The sequence below is a fragment of the Phenylobacterium sp. genome (assembly GCF_016793225.1).
In the GTDB taxonomy this organism is placed as follows: Bacteria; Pseudomonadota; Alphaproteobacteria; order Caulobacterales; family Caulobacteraceae; genus Phenylobacterium.
On sequence record NZ_JAEUMN010000080.1, the window covers coordinates 24699 to 42037 of the forward strand.

Here is a 17339-nt window from a genome sequence, read left to right on the forward strand (position 1 = left end):
GTGAGACTGTGCGGAGGGTGGCATGCGCGGCATCGCGGCGGGACTCGGGGCCCTGTCCCTGCTGGCGGCGGGCGGCGCCTTCGCGCAGGCGGCCCGGCCCGACCAGGCGGCCTTCCGGGAAATCTACAAGGAGCTGGTCGAGACCGACACCACCCTGTCCGCGGGTGACTGCACCCTGGCGGCCCGGAAGATGGCGGCGCGGCTCAGGGCGGCGGGGTTCGCCGAGACCGACCTCCACGTCCTGGCCGAACCTGAGAAGCCGAGGGAGGGCAGCCTCGTCGCGATCCTGAAGGGCTCCGACCCCAAGGCCGGCGCCGTACTGCTCCTGGGCCACCTCGACGTGGTGGAAGCCCGACGCGAGGACTGGACGCGCGATCCCTTCACCCTGATCGAGGAGGGCGGGTACTTCTACGGGCGGGGAACGGCCGACATGAAGGGCCTGAACGCCATCTGGGTGGACACCCTGATCCGCCTGAAGCAGGCGAAGACGCCGCCGCGCCGGACCCTGAAGATGGCGCTGACCTGCGGCGAGGAGACGGCCGAGGCGTTCAACGGCGCCGACTGGCTGGTGAAGAACCGGGCCGAGCTCATCGCGGCGGACTTCGTTCTGAACGAGGGCGGCGGCGGCCGGCTGTCGGCCGACGGCAGGCGCGAGACCCTGTCGATCCAGGTCGGCGAGAAGGCGGCCCAGAGCTATCGGCTCACCGTGACGAACCCGGGCGGGCATTCCTCCCGGCCCCGGCCGGACAACGCCATCTACCAGCTCGCCGAAGCGCTGCTGAAGGTCCGCGCGCACGTCTTCCCGGCCAGGTTCACCGAGACGACCCGCATCGGCTTCGGGCTTCGGGCGCAGCGCGGCGACGCCGCGGGGGCGGCCCTGAAGCGGCTTCTGGCCGACCCGAACGACGCCGAGGCGGCCCGGGTGGCGGCCACCGACGTGAACGTGAACTCGATCCTCCACACCAACTGCGTCACGACCCGCCTGGACGCGGGGCACGCGAACAACGCCCTGCCGCAGCGGGCCACGGCGGTGGTGAACTGCCGCATCTTCCCCGGCGAGACGGTGGAGGAGACGCGCGCCACGCTGGAGCGCGTCATCGGCGACCCGGAGGTCAAGGTCGAGACCATCCCGCCGGTCCGGCCCATCGCCGCCAATCCCCCGCTGGACCCCAAGGTCGTGGGGCCGATGAAGGCGCTGGCCGCGAAGCACTTCCCGGGGACGCCGGTGATCCCCGCGATGTCGTCGGGCGCCACGGACGGCCGCTACTTCGGCCCTGCGAAGACTCCGGTCTACGGCGTGCCCGGCATCTTCGGCGACCCGGACGGCAACGGCGCCCACGGCCTGAACGAGCGGATCCGGGTGCGGTCGCTGTACGAGGGCCGCGACTACCTGTTCGACCTGGTGAAGGCCTACGTCGGGGCGAAGTAGCCCGCAGAGCTCTAGTCCGGCTCGCGCGTCACCAATCCGGCCGCCGCGCGGAAGCGTTCGCCCACGAGGCTTGGGACCCCCTCCAGGACGGGGCAGGTGACCTGGCCGTCGTGGATCACCGCCGGCAGCCCGCCGCGCGTGGCGGCGGGCGCCTCGCGCAGCGCCGCCCGCTGGCCGGGCGGAAGCTGGCGGGCGAGGCCGGCCAGGCGTCGCGCCTCCCCGGGTCCCTGAAGCTCGAAGCGCCCGTCCCACACGGCCGGCAGGACCACCGGCGCAAGTCCGCCGCGCGCGGCCTCTCCCGCCTCGCGGAAGGCGCGGATCTCCCGGGCGTCGGCCTCGATCCGCGCGCCCGCCAGGGTCGCGGCGAACGCCGCCTCCCCGCAGGCGGCCGCCGCCAGGCGCATGAGGCGGACGCCGGCCGGCGTCCGCTCGCCGCCGCCCGCGCACACGGCGGCCAGGGCCAATACGCGGCGCGCGGCGTCGGGCGGGGCGTCCCGCAGCGCCGCGCGCGGCAGGCGGATGACGCCCGCGCGCTCGTCGGCGACGGCGGCCAGGTCCAGCGGGGCGGGCTCCCGGCGGGCCTCGGGCTCGGGCGCGGTGCGGCGGGCGCGGCTGCGGGCGAAGCGGAGGTCCGCGTTGGCAGGGTCCTCGATCCAGGTTTCGCCGCGGGCCTCCAGGGCCCTGCGCAGGTCCTCGCGGCGCGCGTCGAGCAGGGGCCGCAGGAGGAACACGCCGCGGCCCTCGGGCCATACCGGCGACGGCGACCACTCCCGGGGGTCGGGCAGGGTCGAGCCGGCGGCGCGCATGGCCGCGGCCTCGGCCAGGTCGTCGGCCGTGTGGCCCATCAGGACCACGCGCGCGCCGTCCGCGCGGGCCGCGTCGGCGAGGCGCGCGTGGCGGGCGCGGCGGGCGGCGGCGGGCAGCCCGGTCGCCGGCTTGTCGCCCTCCCACGAGAGCGCGCGGAAGGGGCGCTCCAGCCGCTCCGCCACGGCGGCGCAGGCGCGGGTCCAGGCGGCGCTCTCCGCCTGCAGGCCATGGTCCACGGTCAGGATGAGCATCGGCCGCCCGTTCGCCCGCGCCCAGGCGTCCGCGATCAGGGTCAGCGCGAGCGAGTCGCCGCCGCCTGACAAAGCCACCGCGAACGGCCGGTCGGTGTTCCGCGAAAGCCGGCGGTCGAGCACGTCGCGCGCGACGGCCTCTGCCGTCCGACCGGTCGAACAGGCTCCGTCTCTTTGAATCAGACCGCGTCCTCGCGGCGAAACCGGCTTCCGCTGTCGCCGAACGCGCTCTAGGCGGCGCACTTGGCCTGGGTGCGGGTCGCGGCGGCGCGGCCGGCGACGGCGGCGGGGGCCTTGGGATAGCGGCGCGTCAGCTCGGCGAGCGTCTGGCAGGCGTCGGCGGGCTTCTTCAGCGCCACCAGCGAGCGCGAGAGCTCGACCACCGCGTCCGGCGCCCAGCCGGTCTGCGGCCAGCCGCGGATCGCGCCGATGTAGGCCTTGGCCGCGTCCGCATGGGCGCCACGCACGCTGAGCGTCTTGCCCCACCAGTAGCTCGCCTCGGCCGCGCGGGGGGCGTCCGGATAGTTGGCCACATAGGCCGAGAAGGCGCCTTCCGCGGCGTCGTAGTCGCCGGACAGCATCAGCTGCCGGGCCGCGGTGAAGTCCTTGGCGGGATCGCCTGGGGGCGGCGGCGGGGCCGCCACGGTCTCTTCGGGCGGCGGGGCCGCCGACGCGAGCCGCGTCTCGGCCGCGTTCAGCCGCTCGGTCAGGGTCGCGACGCCGCGCTTCAGCTCGGCGTTTTCGCGGCGCGCCTGGTCGAGGTCGCGCGTGACGGTCTCGAAATTGCCGTTCACGCCGCGCAGCGTCTGCTCCATGTCGCGCAGCCGGTCGGTCATCTCGGCGATCCGCGCGTCGGTGTCGGCCGGCTGCACGACCACCGGCTTGCCGGTGTCGCGCAGCTGGAAGACGATCGCCCGCAGTTCGCGCACCACCTTCTCCATCCGGTCCACCCGCTTGGCGTCGCGCGCGTCGAGCGGGTCGGGAACCGGGAGGGGCGTCTGCGACAGCGCCGGGCCGGCCGCCACCAGGGCGGCCAGGAGGGCGGTGGTGACGAACGCGCGGCCCTTACGCATGGACGGTCAGCGCGCGCCCGAGACGATGGCGGTGCGGGCGTTGCGGTTCCTCTGCCACGCATCCTCGCCGCTGCCGGGGTCGATCGGCTGCTCCTTGCCGAACGAGATCGTCGCGATGCGGCTCGACTCGAGGCCCTGGCCGACCAGGAAGTCGCGCACGGCGTTGGCGCGGCGGGCGCCGAGCGCCAGGTTGTACTCCCGGGTACCGCGCTCGTCGGCATTGCCCTCGATGCGCACGTTCACCGACGGATAGCGGCGCAGCCAGGCCGCCTGGGCGGCCAGGATCGGCTCGGCGTCGGCGCGGACGTCGTGCTGGTCGGTGTCGAAGTAGACGCGGTCGCCGACGTTGACCACGAAGTCCTGCTGAGAGCCGGGCAGGGCGCCCGTCTGGGCCGTGCCCACATCCCCCGGCCCGCTGGGCGGCAGCGGAGTCTGCGGCTGCTGCGCCACCGGCGGCGTCGTGGTGGTCGGATAGGCCGGCTGGGCCTTCTTGGCGCACGCGCCGAGCGACGCGGCGGCCACGCCCACCAGAGCAAGCCGGACAATCGTGCGGCCGTTCAAGCTACGAACCATCAGCGTCTCCTGCAGTCGAGGTTGTCGAATCACTGTCGCGCTCTATCCGGCGGGATTGAGGCGAAGACTAGTTAAGCAATGGCGACCAGGCCGGGTCCGACCCGGCGCCGGGATAAGGCATCGGCTGAAGGATTCGCCCAGTGACATCCACCATCCATAACTTGGGCGCGCCGCCCGGGGTTTCACGGGAGAACATAAGAACGCGACCATTGGGCGCCCAGGTGGGGCCCTCGTCCAGGTAGCTGGTGGTCAGCAGGCGCTCGTCCGAGCCGTCGGGCTTCATCACGCCGATGTGGAACTGGCCGCCCGTCTGCTTTGTGAAAGCGATGAATTCCCCCGTGGGGCTCCACACCGGCGTGGTGTACGAGCCGCCGCCGGACGAGATCCGGCGCGCGCCCGAGCCGTCCGCGCCCATCACGTAGACTTGAGGGGATCCGGCGCGGTCCGAGGTGAACGCGATGCGCGAGCCGTCGGGCGAGAACGAGCCCGAGACGTCGATGCCCGGGTCGGTGGTGAGCCGCGTCGAGGTGCGGCTGGACAGGTTCATCACATAGAGGTCCGAGTTGCCGCCGCGCTCCACCGAGAAGATGACTTTGCCGCCGTCGGGCGAGAACCGCGGCGCGAAGACCATGCCCTGGAAGCTGCCCAGGCTTTCGCGCCGGCCGCTCTGCAGGTTGTAGAGATAGACCGTGGCGCTGTCGGGCCGCAGCGCCATGTAGGTGATCTCCTGGCTGGTGGGCGAGAAGCGCGGCGTCATCACGATCGACTCGCCGCCCGTGAGGTAGCTGGGGTTGGCGCCGTCCTGATCCATGATCGCCAGGCGCTTGACGGTCTTGCCGCGTCCGCCGCTCTCGGCGACGAACACCACGCGGGTGTCGAAGTAGCCCTTCTCGCCGCTCAGCCGCTCGTACACCGCGTCCGAGATCTTGTGCGCCACGCGCCGCCAGTTCTCGGGGCTGGAGGTGAACTGCAGGCCGAGCAGCTGCTGCTCGCGGTAGACGTCCCACAGGCGGAAATCCACGCGCAGGCGGTTGCCGTCGACGGTCACCTGCCCGTTGACCAGCGCCTGGGCGTTGATCGTCTTCCAGTCGGCGAACCGCGGCTGGACGGCCGCCGACAGGTCCTTCTCGATGAAGCTCGCGGGGTCGAGCGGCCGGAAGAGGCCCGAGCGCTGCAGGTTCGCCGCGATCACCTGGCTGATGTCCGCGCCCACCTGGCCGCCGGCGAAGGACGGCACGGCCACGGCCATGGGGTTCACGTCGCCGCGGGTGACGCTGAGCTGCGCCGCCGCCGGCGAGGGCAGGACCGCCGCGAGGGCGCCGAGCGCCGCCGCCAGCGCCGCCACGAAGGCTTTGATCCGCATCATCAGGCTCCTGGTCTGCCGCAGTAGTCGCGGGCGCTGAAATCGGCATAGACGCGCCGGCCCCAGTTCTGGCGGGGCTCCCGGCTGAAGGGCTGGGACCGCAGGACGGCCCGGCTGGCCCGTTCCTCCGCGACGGCCTTCACCGCGGGGCTCGCCGCGCCGATGGACTCCACGTCGAGGTCGCCGGCCAGCCGTCCGCCGGCCCCGATGGTGAAGTGCACCCGCACGGAAACGTCGCGGCTGGCCGAGAGGCTGCAGTCGATGTTCCAGTTGCGCTCGAGCTCGCCCTGCATGGTGGACGAGACCGCCACGCCGGTCGTGGCCGCGAAGCCGTCGGTGTTGCGCGCCACGGGGGCCGTGGACGGACGGGTCGGCCCGCGCGGCGCGGAGGAGGGCCGCTGGGGCGCGTTGCGGGCCGGCCGCGTGAGGCTGGCGGCCAGGGCGTCCAGGTCGAGGCTGGGCTCCGCCGGGCGGGACTTCGCGGGCGGCGCGGCGGCCTTGGGCGTGGGGGCTGCGGCCTTCGGCGCGGGCGTCGGCGGCGGGGGGGCCGGCTGCGGCGGGGGCGGCGCGGGCTCGGGCGGCGCGTCCGGCGTCTGCTGTTCGGTCTGCGCCTCGAGCTCCTGGGGGCCCTGCTCGGCGGGGCGCGCCTCGGCGGGGCCGCTGGCCACGACGGTGACCGGCACCACCGAGCCCATCTTCAGCTCGCGGCTGCCCCAGCTGATCATGAAGGCGGCCGCCACCACCCCGTGCAGCGCCAGCGACCCGAGGGCCGCCGGCGAGCGCTCGAAGCTGAGGCCGCGCGCCCGGCTCATCCGCCCGCCTCGTCGGTGTCGTCGCCTCCGGAGGAGGGACCGCCGGTGTCGGTGATCAGGTTGATGGAGGTGAAGCCCGAGGTCGACAGCGACGCCATGACCCGGGCCACGACCTCATAGCTCGCCTTGCCGTCGGCGCGCACGTAGATCGGCCGCGTCCGGTCCGTGGCCATGGCGGTGAGGCGGGGCGAGAGGCTGGAGAACGGGACCGGCTGGTCGCCGACGTAGAGCGCCCCGTCCGGGCGGATCGAGATGGTGATCGGGTCGGGCACGTCCTGCATGGCGCCGGCCTCGGTCTTCGGCAGCTCGACGGGCACCCCGGCGGTGAGCAGCGGCGCCGAGACCATGAAGATGATCAGCAGCACCAGCATCACGTCCACCAGGGGGGTGACGTTGATCTCGCTGAGCGCGCCGCGGCGGCCGCGGCCGTAGCGCCGCCGCCGCTTGGCGCCGCCCGTGGCGGCGAAGGCGTCGTTGGCCGAGAGCGCCATGGGTCAGGCCCGCTCCGCCAGCCGGCGCTGGATGGCCGTCGAGAGGTCGTCGGCGAAGCCTTCCAGCCGGGCCGCGTACTTGCCAGCGGCGGTCGAGAAGCTGTTGTAGAACACATAGGCCGGGATCGCGGCGGCCAGGCCGATGGCGGTGGCCAGCAGGGCCTCGGCGATCGAGGGGGCCACCACGGCGAGCGAGGTGTTCTTCTGCACCGCGATCGCCTGGAACGCCTTCATGATCCCCCAGACGGTGCCGAACAGGCCGACGAAGGGCGAGGCGGTGGCGACGATGGCCAGGGAGCCCAGGCCGGCCTCCACGCGGGCGCTCTCGCGGGCGATGGTGGCGTCGAGGTGGCGGTCGATCCGCTGGATCAGGAAGGCGACCTGGCCCTCCGAGACCGCGCCCTTGGCGCGGGCGTCGCGCCATTCCTTGAGCGCGCCCTGGAGCATCCGCGGCAGGGCGTGCGCGGGCCGCTCGCCGGCCTCCTGGGCGACGTCCTCGAGGCTGCGGCCCGAGGCGACGGCGTCCTCGAACTGGTCGGCCTCGCGCCCCAGCGCCCGGAAGCGGAACATCTTGTCGAGGATGATGGTCCACGACCAGAGCGAGGCGGCGGCCAGGCCGATCATGACCAGCTTCACCACCCAGTCGGCGCGCAGGAAGATCGAAAGCAGGTCGAAGCTCTCGGGCGTTACGGCGGCCGGGTCCATCGTCTCTCCTGTCTCGTATCGGCTCGTGGTTGGGGGGCTTGCGTGGCGAACTTATGGCGCGAAGTACGGGCGTAGCTTTTCGACCATTTCGCGCGGCGGACGTTTGGCGCGGCCCTTCAGGTCGATGCACACGGCCTGGACCTTCGCCTCGGCGATCAGCTCGTCGCCGCGCACGACCCGCTGGCTGACGAGCAGGCGCGCGCCCTGCACCGCGTCGTAGCCGGTGCGCACCAGCAGCGCGTCGTCGACCCGGGCGGCCTTGCGGTAGTCGACCTCGATCCGCACCAGCGTGAAGGCGGTGGGCTCGGCCATCTGCAGCAGCTCGGTGTGGCTGATCCCGGCGATGCGGAAGAAGTCGCTCCGCCCGCGCTCGAAATAGCGCAGGTAGTTGGCGTGGTAGACCATGCCGGTGAAGTCGGTGTCCTCGTAGTAGATGCGCACCGGCAGCACATGCTCGCGGCCGTCCAGCCAGCCGGCGGAGGGGGCGGCGTCCAGGGTCATGCGAAACGCCCCGCGGCCTGCGCTTCGCGGCTCGCTCCGCCGCTGGGCGCTCGGGAAGCGCGTCTCGCCATGCCCAACACCCCTGTCATCCCGGTTTCCGCGCAGCGGAACACCGGGACCCATAGACTCCGCCTGTCCGCATGAGGCGCGGCGGCCGCCCGCGGGCCGTCTCGCGCATCGGGCGCGTATGGGTCCCGGTCTTCGCCTCCGGCGAAACCGGGATGACAGCCGTGGGCGTGAGCCGTTCCCATCCGGCTCCCGGCGTTTCGCAGGAGGAGGCGGAGGGCGCCGGAGCCGGAGCGGGGCGCGCTCATTCGAACAGGTCCCCCGAGGCGGCCGGCGGGGTCGTCCTGGGGGCGGCCAGGCCCAGGTGGTCGTAGGCCTTGGCGCAGGCCATGCGGCCGCGCGGCGTGCGCTGGATGAAGCCCTGCTGCAGCAGGAAGGGCTCGATGACGTCCTCCACGGCGTCGCGGGCCTCGGCGATGGCGTAGGCCAGCGTCTCCACCCCCGCCGGGCCGCCGGCGTAGTTCTCGATCAGGGCGCGCAGGTAGCGGCGGTCCAGGGCGTCCAGTCCCTGCTCGTCCACGTCCAGGCGGGCCAGCGCGCTGGCGGCGTGCCTGCGGTCGATCACCGTCGCGCCGTCGGCGGCGGCGAAGTCGCGCACCCGCCGCAGCAGGCGGCCGGCGACGCGGGGCGTCCCGCGGGCGCGGCGGGCGATCTCCAGCGCCCCGTCCTCGCTGAGCGGCGCGCCCATCTTGGCGGCGGCGCCCAGCAGCACCCGGGTCAGCTCGTCGTGGGTGTAGAACTCGAGCCGGATCGGGATGCCGAAACGGTCGCGCAGCGGCGTGGCCAGGAGCCCGGCGCGCGTGGTCGCCGCCACCAGGGTGAAGGGCGCGAGGTCGATGCGGATCGACCGCGCCGAGGGCCCCTCGCCGATGACGAGGTCCAGCACGTGGTCCTCCATCGCCGGGTAGAGGATCTCCTCCACGTTCGCGGCCAGGCGGTGGATCTCGTCGATAAAGAGGACGTCGCGCGGCTCGAGGTTGGTGAGGATGGCGGCGAGGTCGCCGGCCTTGGCCAGGACCGGGCCCGAGGTGGCGCGGAAGTTCACGCCCAGCTCGCGGGCGACGATCTGGGCCAGGGTCGTCTTGCCCAGGCCCGGGGGGCCGAACAGCAGCACGTGGTCCAGCGCCTCGGCGCGGTTGCGGGCCGCCTCGATGAAGACGCGCAGGTTCGCCTTGGCCTGCTCCTGGCCGACGAACTCGCCCAGCGTCTGCGGCCGCAGCGCCTTGTCCGCGCCCTCGAAGGGCTGGGGCTCGCCCGAGACGATGCGGGTCATGGTCGAAGCCCGGCGAATGCACCACCAAGCTCGCCAAGAGCACAAGGACGCCACGGCCTGACATGGCGGGCTTGGTGTTCCTGGTGGTTGGAATCGGGGCGCCTGCGGCGCTCTAGCGTGCTCAACGCCCCAGCTCCTGCAGGGCGGCCTTGATGAGGGCCGGCGGCTCGGCGTCCTCGCCCAGCCGGAGCGCGGCGGCTTCCACGACGCGGCGGGCGGCGGGCTCGGCGACGCCCAGGCCCATCAGGGCGGCGACCGCCTCGCCGGACGCGCTGGGCCGGGACGGCGCCACGGGCTGGATCTGGGCGTGGAAGGCGGCGACGGTTCCGTCGCCCAGCGGCTTGCCCTTCAGCTCGGTCACGATCCGCAGCGCCAGCTTGGGGCCCACCCCCTGGGCGCGGGCGACCAGCGCCTTGTCCTCGCGCGCCACGGCGGCGGCGAGTTCGGCGGGCGGCAGGACGTCGAGCACCGCCAGGGCCGCCTTCGGCCCCACGCCCTGGATGGTCCGCAGCTGGACGAAGGCCCCCCGTTCGGCGCGGTCCAGGAAGCCGTAGAGGACCAGTCCGGTCTGCTCGCCCCAGGCGCTCTCCACGTGCAGCAGCGTCTCGGCCCCGATCTCGGGCAGGCGCGAGAGCGTGCGCGCGCCGCAGCGCACGACATAGCCCACGCCCATCACGTCGATCAGGGCGTCTTCCTCGCCGACCTCGGCGACGGCGCCGCGCAGGCGGCCGATCATGTGCGAATCACCGGGGACATCTGCCGCCCAGAGGTACCGCAGGCGGGACTCCGGGGGAACGACCGGTGAACGGCCGAGCTATCCTCGCGCCTTCAGCTTCGCCAGCAGCGCCGCCTCGCGCTCGGGGGTGAGGCCCGCGCGGAGCCTGGCCTGCCGCTCGGCCGGCTGCTCCCGGAACCAGGCCAGGGTGTCGGCGGCGGTCCCAGCCAGCGGGCGGAAGGTGAGGCCGGCGGCCTCGGCGCGCGCGATGCTGCGCCGGTGGAACCCGGCGGAGTCGCCGCCGCGCGACGGGATCCAGACGGGCATGTCGCTCCAGGCCTGCACGTTCTCGGCCGCCAGGAAGTCGTCGGGCGCCCACACCAGCTTCGCGTTCGACTGCACGGCGCCGCCGACGGTCGCCAGCATCCGGCGCATCGGCATGGGCCGCCCCGTGGCGTTGAAGGTCCCCGCCGCCCGCCGCTCGGCCACCCGGACGGTCCACTCCGCGAGGTCGCGCGCGTCGATCACCTGAACCGGGTCTTCGCCGCCGCCCGGCGCCAGCGCCTCGGGCCCCCAGCGGCCGCCGTCGTTGGCGAGCCGCACCGGCCAGTAGCTGAACCGGTCGGTCTGGTCGCCCGGGCCGACGATGAGGCCGGGTCGGATCACCGTGGTCGCGGCCTCTCCGAACCGGCGGCGCGCCTCCTGCTCGCTGGCGGCCTTCAGCGGTCCGTAGAGCCGCCCCTGGCTGGCGCGCAGCGTCTCCGCCGTCTCGGCCATCACGTCGGCCCCTTCGTAGGGCAGCACCGCCGCGGTCTCGTCCGCGGGCCGGTCGGCGGCGGCGTAGACCGAGATCGTCGAGATGAAGATGTACTGCTTCACCCGGCCCTCGAGGACGCGGGCCGCGTCGCGCACCCAGAACGGCAGCGTGGTGGGATTGTCGATCGCCGCGTCCCAGCTGCGCCCCTCCAGCGCCTTCAGGTCGCCGGTGTTGCGGTCGCCCAGGAGCTGCTCGACCTCTCCGGGCCATTCCTTGGCCTGCCGGCCGCGGTTGAAGATCGTCACCCTGTGGCCGCGGGCGAGCGCATAGCGCACCTGGTGCGGGCCGATGAAGCCGGTGCCGCCCAGGATCAGCAGGTTCAGGGGGCGAGCGGCGCGCGGGGCCGACCGCGCGGCCGGCGCGGCGAGGGTGATGGCGGCGGCTGCGCCCAGGGCGGTCCTGCGATCGATGCTCATCGCCGCATCTTGCGCGCCGGCGCCGGCCGCTCAAGGGCCCCCGCGACGAGCGGTCGGACGGGCCTGCGCGGCGGCCTACGCCACCCGCCGGGCCGTGCGGGCGTGGGCGTGGGCGATGGCGACGGCCAGGGCGTCGGCGGCGTCGGCGGTGGTCTTGCCGGCGGACGGCAGCAGGCGCGCGATCATCCAGCCCACCTGCGCCTTGTCGGCCCCGCCGGTCCCCACGACCGCCTTCTTGACCACGGTGGCGGCGTACTCGGCCACGGGCAGGCCGGCGCGGGCCGGGACGACCAGGGCCATGGCCCGCGCATGGCCCAGCTTCAGCGCCGACTGGGCGTTGGCGTTGACGAAGGTCTCCTCGACCGCCGCCTCGTCAGGCGCGTGCGCGGCGATGATCGCCTCGATCTCGACGAACAGCGTGTGGAGGCGCTCCGCGAAGGGCAGGGTGTCCTTGGGCGCGATGACGCCGTGGGCCACGTGGCTCAGGCGCGCGCCCTCGCAGGCGATGACGCCCCAGCCGGTGCGGCGCAGGCCCGGGTCCAGGCCCAGGATGCGGATGGGGCGAATCGGCGGGGTCATGGCGCGGGAGGCAGGATGCCCCAATCCGCGCCGTGACTGAAATCCCGCGCTCAGGCCGTGACGGCGCGCCGCCGGCGCAGGACCATGCCCGCGCCCATGAAGCCCATGATCATCAGCGCCCAGGTCGACGGCTCGGGCACGATGGTCGGCGGCGGGTCGGGCGGCGGCGGCAGGCCGCCGAGGACCTTGTCGGAACCCCCGCCCGCGTTGACCTGCTGGAAGCGAACGGCCGCATCGAAGGTCCCGTTCGCGAGATAACCCGCCGCGAACGCGCTCTCGAAGGCCGCGGCGTCCAGGATGGTGTCCACGGTGAAGCGGACCATCCCAAGCGAATTGCCGGCCGTCACGCCGCCGCCCGGATTGCCGCCGCCGAAGCTGTTGCGGTTCAGGCTGATGCCGCGGTCGAACGTGCCCAGGGGCGGGAGCGACGGATTGGTCCACAGCTTGGTGAAGGTCGTGCCGTTCGAGCTGTAGGTCAGGCCGGTGAACGTCGGCAGGTCGAAGGCGAACGCCACCAGGGTCGCCGCCGTGGCGCCCAGGCCGTCCGTGCCGTCCGTGGTGTTCGCGAGCACCAGGTCCATCTGCACGTTCGAGCCGACGTCGGTGAACGTGAATGTCGCCGTCGCGGTGGCGCCGGTGTTCTCCGTGGACCCCCACGAGGGATTGAACTCGAGCGTCACGGCCGCCGCGGCCGGAGTGGCCGCCACGATCGCAGCCGCTACGGCGAGCCCGCCGAAAACATTACGCATCACCGTTGCCCCATACATAAGCGTGGCTTCATTGAGTTCACCGCAATATCTCAAGCCTCGCGCTAAAGATTGAAGATTCTCCCCCCGGGCGAGTGTGCGGCGGGCGGCATCGGGCGTCGCCGCCTGCAACCTGGAGCCGCTCGACAGCCCGCCGTCGCCACTGGCAGTCTTGCCGGGCGCGGAATTGATTGGCCCACCAGGGGACGCAGGCATGCGGGCCACGGCGAAGGACGCCTTCGAAAAAATGGCCGCGACAGGCGGCGGCGATGCCGGCGCGGTGGCGGTGGGCCTTCGGCGGGGCGTGACGACGGTGGGGCTGCGCGCCCTGGCGGCCAAGGCCGTGCACGTGGCGGCCGCCTCGCCCGAGCGGCTGATGGACGTCTACGACAACGCCGCCGCCGGCTGGCTGTCGCAGCCGGTTTTCCCGCCCCGGTTGCGGCTTGAGGAGCCGCTGCCGATCTCCGACCGCTTCTGGGACGCCTTCTGGGACCTCGTGCACTTGCCGACGGACGCGACCCACCAGGCCCTGGCCGCGGCCACGCTGCGCGCGGCCGGCGAGCTGGACCCGCGCATCAACGCGCGCATGGCTGTCGCGGCGATGGACTATCCCGGCGTCGTGGAAGCGGCCGCCGGCGGCATTCCGGAGCCCTACGATCCCGCCGTGATGGAGGGCGCTCCGCCGGCATCCCTAGGATTCCTGCTGCGCCAGGACCGGCTGGCCGGCGGCGACGGCTTCGCCGCGCCGTTCGGCGGCGGACTGGTCGCGCTGCTTCGGCACATGCCGGCGCCGCTCGCCTACATCAACGTGCACACGATCCAGTCCCTGGCGGTGCTGGGCGTGGTCGCGGGGTACGGACCGGCGCGCCTGGACCGCGTGGCCTTCGGCGCCTTCCTGATGGGACAGACGGGCCACCACTACTCGGCGCTCTCCACGGCGGCGACGCTGACGGCGCTTAGCCTCGCCCGACCCGACAGCGTCGACCTGCGGCTCGACTGCATCTTCAGGGCATGGGCGCACGGACGCGAGACGCCGCTGCTGCTCGGTGCGCCGTGGCCGGAGCTGTGGAACCTCCGCCTGGACGAGGTCCGCCAGACGCTCGGGGTGCATCCCTTCGCATCCCCGTACGCGGAAGCGCGGCGACGCATGAACGAGGACCCGGCGGACCGCTGAGCCGCTCCTGAAAGGGCCACACGCTTTAGGCGGCGGATTCTCCTTTCAGGCGTTCGAGTCTCAAACCTCCGGTTAAGATGTCATTACCCCTGCAGTGTGATTGGGGGCCCCGATCCGGGGATAGAACAAAATGAAGCTGAAACTCTTGGCGGCAGTGGCCGCAGGCGCGCTGGGCATGGCGGCGTCGTCCGCCTCGGCGGCCACTTACCTGTCGATCATCGACCACTGGGACGTGAACGGCCCGACGCTGGGCGGCCCGTTCGGCGAAATCGTGATCGAGGAGGTCGGCGACGGCAAGACCCTCAACATCACCGCGACGATCTACGACGGCGTGTGGCAGCAGTCGGGCGTGAACAACATCTTCGCGTTCAACCTTTTGGACGACGGCGCCACCCAGATCACCGAGAACCACAACAGCCCGAACGTGGTGTACAGCCCGACGTCGTACACCCACTCGCCGTGGGGCACGTTCACGGATCACTTCTACATCAATGCGAGCGGCAAGAACGCGCGCGTGAATCCGCTGCAGTTCACGGCCTACAACGCCAACGGCCTGACGTTCGCGGGCACGGGCGTGGTCCCGGGGCCGGGCGGCCTGGTGGACTCTCTGGGCGACGGCAACCGCTTCAATTCGAACGCGGGCGGCTGGTGGTTCCTCGGCCACATCCAGCCGGATGCCGGTGAATCCATCAACGTTGCGGCGCGTGACGCCCGCTGCATCGCCAACTGCCCGGTGACGGGGGTGCCCGAGCCGAGCACCTGGGGCCTGATGATCCTGGGCTTCGGTGGCGCGGGGTACGCCCTGCGGCAGCGGCGCCGGTGGGTCTCCGCCATCTGAGCCGCCGCTCAGTCTGAGCCTTTTCGGGGGTCCCCGGCCTTGCGCCGGGGACCTTCTTGTATGTGGACGCCCTAAGCCTCCGCGGGCCGACCGGACTGGCTCGAGTCCTCCACCAGCCTGGCGACCGGCCGGCCGTCGGGGCCCGGCTCGATCCGGAAGCGCTTGCGGCCCCCCGCCTCGCCGAGGTCGAGGTCCGCATCATGGGTCACGAGCCAGTAGCGTGGTCCCACCCGCACGATCACCGTGCGCGGACGCCCATCGGGCCGCCGGGTCTGGCGCTTCAGGAAGCCATAGATCGCCCCCCGCCGCCACGCTCCGGGGTCGGCCGGATCGCAGTAGGCGACGAGCTGGTCGTCCCCTGCACCCTGGACACCCGTGAGGATCACCTTGCACTTGCTGGGCTTCAGCTCTTCAGGGACATCCGGACTGACGATCCACTGGCAGTGGAAGCCGCGGCAGATCGGATAGCGCGTCTCGTGGATCGAGCAGGCCCCGCCGGGGCGCCCAGGCCGCGCGTGCTCGCACCAGACGCCCGCGGGTTTCTTCAGTTCCTCGATGCCCATCGCCTTGCAGCAGAGGCTGCAGGTTCCGCACGTGCGGACGGTGTGGTTCATGGCGATCTCATGCCGGGAAACGCAGTCGCGGATCGCGCGCGGGCTGGGAAGGGGCGGTATCCGGTGCTGACCTCGGAGCCCGCCCCACTGGCTGCTCCCGTTGAGTTGCCTCCAGCAAGCGTGACCTTAGTCCGCAGGCTGCTTCGTGGCAAACGCGGTTGTTCCGCTGCGTCAGTTTGGCAGCCGCTCCACGTCGCGGACGAAACGCCCGTCGGTGAAGATCTCCACGGCTTCGCAGGTCGGATATCGCTCGAGCATCGCCTCGGCCGCCCGCACCGCGTCGTCGAACGCGCCCAGGACGCCCGCGTCGACAGGCAACGCCAGATCCTGTCCCACCCCGCTCAGGACAAAGAGCATGTCGGTCCCCCCAGAACCAAGCAACCCTATCGTGCACGGATTGTTTCGCGCCAGCAACTGAGGCGCGCACGGAACACTTGCGGGGGGAAAACCGCCGGAATCCCGGCGGTCAGGCGCGGCCCAGGATCTTGGCCTTCATCTCCTGGAACTCGGCGTCGCTGACGGCGCCGGAGTCCAGCAGCTCCTTGGCCTTGCGGATCTCGTCGACCATGCGCTCGGTCGCCGGGGCCCCGGCCTCGCCGCCGTGTCCGCCGATGGTCACGCCGCCCGAGGCCGCGCGGGTCTCCTCGAGGCTCCGGATGCGCCGCTTCTCCTCCCAGGCCTGCTCCTCGTACTGGGCCTTGGCGTACATCTCCGTGGCCGGCCCGCTGGGCACGCCGGGGACCGCGATGCCGGCATAGCCTGCGACCAGGGTGTCGAACGCCAGGTTCGCCCCGCACAGACCCTCCAGCATGTTCGCTTCGATGCGGACGTCCTTCAGGTCCTTCCACTGCATGTCGGCCATCCGGAACCCGCCCAGCAGCCCGCGATGCACCGCGACGACCCGGCTCGACGTGATGGCCAGCGACGTGCGGCGGCGGAAGAGGGCGAAGACGCGATGCTGGATCGCCTGGGCGGTGACCGTCTCGCCGGTCATCAGCGTGCGCGCCAGGATGGCCTCGGCCTTGGCCGCCCGCGCAGGCGCGCCCACGAAGACGAGCCCGATCCAGGCGGCCAGCGGCGCGATCAGGATCAGCCAGGCCCAGCCGCCCAGGGGACTCAGGCTGGCCCCGTAGGCGGCGAGCGCCACGAGCGCCCACAGCCCGAGCGCCTTCATGATCTCGGTGACGCCCAGCATGCCGCCCTCCGCTCGCGGACCCGACGGACGGACGGTATCGGGGCGCCGGGCGGCGCTCAAGCGCGGATCAGGCGCCCGTCATCGCCAGAAGTGGAAGGCCGCCCAGCCTTCCGCGATGGCCGGGCCCGGCACGCCGAGGGCGCGGGCCAGGTCGGCGGCCGCGCCGAACAGCACCGCGCCGAACCCGGGGACCAGCAGCAGCAGGCCCAGCAGCGCGATGAGCGCGAGGCCCTCGTAGCGCGCCACCCGCGCGGCGAGCCCCGGCGGCAGGAAGGGCCGGATGGCGTTGAAGCCGTCCAGGCCCGGGACCGGCAGCAGGTTCAGGATGAGGGCCGTGGCCTGGAGGAACGCCAGCATCGCGAGGCCCGCGAAGAGCCCGCTCGGCAGCGCCGTGCGGCTCCACAGGGCCAGCACGCCGGCGAGGCCGAGCAGCACGACCAGGGTCGCGGCGGGCCCGGCCAGCGAGGCGGCGGCGCGCCACGTGGGGCCGCGCATCAGGTCGTTGCGCAGGTACACGGCCCCGCCCGGGAAGCCGATCCCGCCCAGCGCGAGGGCGATGAGCGGGATCACGAGGCTGGTCCCGATGTCGCCGTAGCGGCGCGGGTCGAAGCTCAGGTAGCCCTTCTCCCGGACGGTGTGGTCGCCGGCGAGGAACGCCGTGCCCGCGTGGGCGAACTCGTGGGCCATCACCGCGAGCACCCAGCCCACCATCACGAAGGCGAAGGTCAGCGGCGTGCGGCCGGCCGGATCGAGCGTCAGGCCCCAGCCCAGCGCGACGAACGCCGCCAGGAGGACGAGGCCCACCAGGTTGTTCGGCGGGGCGGCGGCCTTCGCCGGCGCGGGATCCAGGGCGTCGTCCGTCATCCCGCAGAGGGGTGGGGCTTTCCGCGACCTTCCGCAA

General features: G+C 72.9%; 20 protein-coding genes. 3 read left to right on the top strand and 17 right to left on the bottom strand.

What is annotated here, in order from left to right; all coding sequences use genetic code 11:
• The first annotated feature begins 22 nt into the window (after positions 1-22).
• On the top strand, positions 23-1429 hold the full coding sequence (locus tag JNK30_RS09670) for a M20/M25/M40 family metallo-hydrolase (protein ID WP_293482026.1): 1407 nt from the start codon (positions 23-25) through the stop codon (positions 1427-1429).
• A gap of 11 nt (positions 1430-1440) precedes the next feature.
• Here JNK30_RS09670 and tilS read toward each other — a convergent pair whose 3' ends face one another.
• The 13 genes from tilS to JNK30_RS09735 form a co-directional block, all read right to left on the bottom strand.
• The gene (tilS, locus tag JNK30_RS09675; protein WP_293482027.1) at positions 1441-2610 is read right to left on the bottom strand and encodes a tRNA lysidine(34) synthetase TilS; all 1170 of its coding nucleotides are present in this window, start codon (positions 2608-2610) and stop codon (positions 1441-1443) included.
• A 107-nt stretch (positions 2611-2717) separates the two neighbouring features.
• Positions 2718-3560 (bottom strand): tol-pal system protein YbgF, encoded by an 843-nt coding sequence (gene ybgF, locus JNK30_RS09680; RefSeq protein ID WP_293482028.1) that lies wholly within the window; start codon positions 3558-3560, stop codon positions 2718-2720.
• A gap of 6 nt (positions 3561-3566) precedes the next feature.
• Entirely contained in the window at positions 3567-4133 is a 567-nt protein-coding gene (gene pal / locus JNK30_RS09685; RefSeq protein WP_293482029.1) for a peptidoglycan-associated lipoprotein Pal, read from the bottom strand.
• A gap of 67 nt (positions 4134-4200) precedes the next feature.
• Complete coding sequence (tolB, locus tag JNK30_RS09690) at positions 4201-5496, bottom strand: Tol-Pal system beta propeller repeat protein TolB (protein WP_293482058.1); 1296 nt, start codon at positions 5494-5496, stop codon at positions 4201-4203.
• Between the two features lie 2 nt (positions 5497-5498).
• Positions 5499-6308, bottom strand: a complete 810-nt coding sequence (locus JNK30_RS09695) for a hypothetical protein (protein ID WP_293482030.1) — start codon at positions 6306-6308, stop codon at positions 5499-5501.
• Positions 6305-6799 (bottom strand): biopolymer transporter ExbD, encoded by a 495-nt coding sequence (locus JNK30_RS09700; protein ID WP_293482031.1) that lies wholly within the window; start codon positions 6797-6799, stop codon positions 6305-6307. The genes JNK30_RS09695 and JNK30_RS09700 overlap by 4 nt, the downstream gene beginning before the upstream one ends.
• A 3-nt stretch (positions 6800-6802) precedes the next feature.
• Positions 6803-7504, bottom strand: a complete 702-nt coding sequence (gene tolQ / locus JNK30_RS09705; RefSeq protein WP_293482032.1) for a protein TolQ — start codon at positions 7502-7504, stop codon at positions 6803-6805.
• 51 nt (positions 7505-7555) lie between these two features.
• The gene (locus JNK30_RS09710; protein WP_293482033.1) at positions 7556-8005 is read right to left on the bottom strand and encodes a YbgC/FadM family acyl-CoA thioesterase; all 450 of its coding nucleotides are present in this window, start codon (positions 8003-8005) and stop codon (positions 7556-7558) included.
• Between the two features lie 310 nt (positions 8006-8315).
• Positions 8316-9344, bottom strand: a complete 1029-nt coding sequence (gene ruvB / locus JNK30_RS09715) for a Holliday junction branch migration DNA helicase RuvB (protein ID WP_293482034.1) — start codon at positions 9342-9344, stop codon at positions 8316-8318.
• Between the two features lie 121 nt (positions 9345-9465).
• On the bottom strand, positions 9466-10080 hold the full coding sequence (gene ruvA / locus JNK30_RS09720) for a Holliday junction branch migration protein RuvA (protein ID WP_293482035.1): 615 nt from the start codon (positions 10078-10080) through the stop codon (positions 9466-9468).
• Between the two features lie 78 nt (positions 10081-10158).
• The gene (locus JNK30_RS09725; RefSeq protein ID WP_293482036.1) at positions 10159-11292 is read right to left on the bottom strand and encodes an NAD-dependent epimerase/dehydratase family protein; all 1134 of its coding nucleotides are present in this window, start codon (positions 11290-11292) and stop codon (positions 10159-10161) included.
• A gap of 75 nt (positions 11293-11367) precedes the next feature.
• Positions 11368-11871 (bottom strand): crossover junction endodeoxyribonuclease RuvC, encoded by a 504-nt coding sequence (gene ruvC, locus JNK30_RS09730; protein WP_293482037.1) that lies wholly within the window; start codon positions 11869-11871, stop codon positions 11368-11370.
• 50 nt (positions 11872-11921) lie between these two features.
• Positions 11922-12620, bottom strand: a complete 699-nt coding sequence (locus tag JNK30_RS09735; RefSeq protein ID WP_293482038.1) for a cistern family PEP-CTERM protein — start codon at positions 12618-12620, stop codon at positions 11922-11924.
• 211 nt (positions 12621-12831) lie between these two features.
• Here JNK30_RS09735 and JNK30_RS09740 point away from each other — a divergent pair, with 211 nt between their 5' ends.
• Entirely contained in the window at positions 12832-13791 is a 960-nt protein-coding gene (locus JNK30_RS09740) for a hypothetical protein (protein ID WP_293482039.1), read from the top strand.
• Positions 13792-13921: 130 nt separating this feature from the next.
• A complete protein-coding gene (locus JNK30_RS09745; protein WP_293482040.1) occupies positions 13922-14629 on the top strand; it encodes a PEPxxWA-CTERM sorting domain-containing protein in 708 nt (235 codons plus the stop codon).
• Positions 14630-14700: 71 nt separating this feature from the next.
• On the opposite strand, the gene JNK30_RS09750 is transcribed toward JNK30_RS09745, so the two are convergent.
• The 4 genes from JNK30_RS09750 to JNK30_RS09765 all read right to left on the bottom strand — a co-directional run bounded on the left by JNK30_RS09750 (position 14701) and on the right by JNK30_RS09765 (position 17302).
• Positions 14701-15243 carry a hypothetical protein gene (locus JNK30_RS09750; protein WP_293482041.1) on the bottom strand — a complete coding sequence of 181 codons (543 nt, stop codon included), beginning with the start codon at positions 15241-15243 and terminating at the stop codon, positions 14701-14703.
• Between the two features lie 171 nt (positions 15244-15414).
• Positions 15415-15600: a hypothetical protein gene (locus tag JNK30_RS09755; protein ID WP_293482042.1), complete on the bottom strand. Its 186-nt coding sequence runs from the start codon at positions 15598-15600 to the stop codon at positions 15415-15417.
• 109 nt (positions 15601-15709) lie between these two features.
• The gene (locus tag JNK30_RS09760; RefSeq protein ID WP_293482043.1) at positions 15710-16438 is read right to left on the bottom strand and encodes an SHOCT domain-containing protein; all 729 of its coding nucleotides are present in this window, start codon (positions 16436-16438) and stop codon (positions 15710-15712) included.
• Between the two features lie 78 nt (positions 16439-16516).
• Positions 16517-17302, bottom strand: a complete 786-nt coding sequence (locus tag JNK30_RS09765; protein ID WP_293482044.1) for a site-2 protease family protein — start codon at positions 17300-17302, stop codon at positions 16517-16519.
• Positions 17303-17339: the final 37 nt, after the last annotated feature.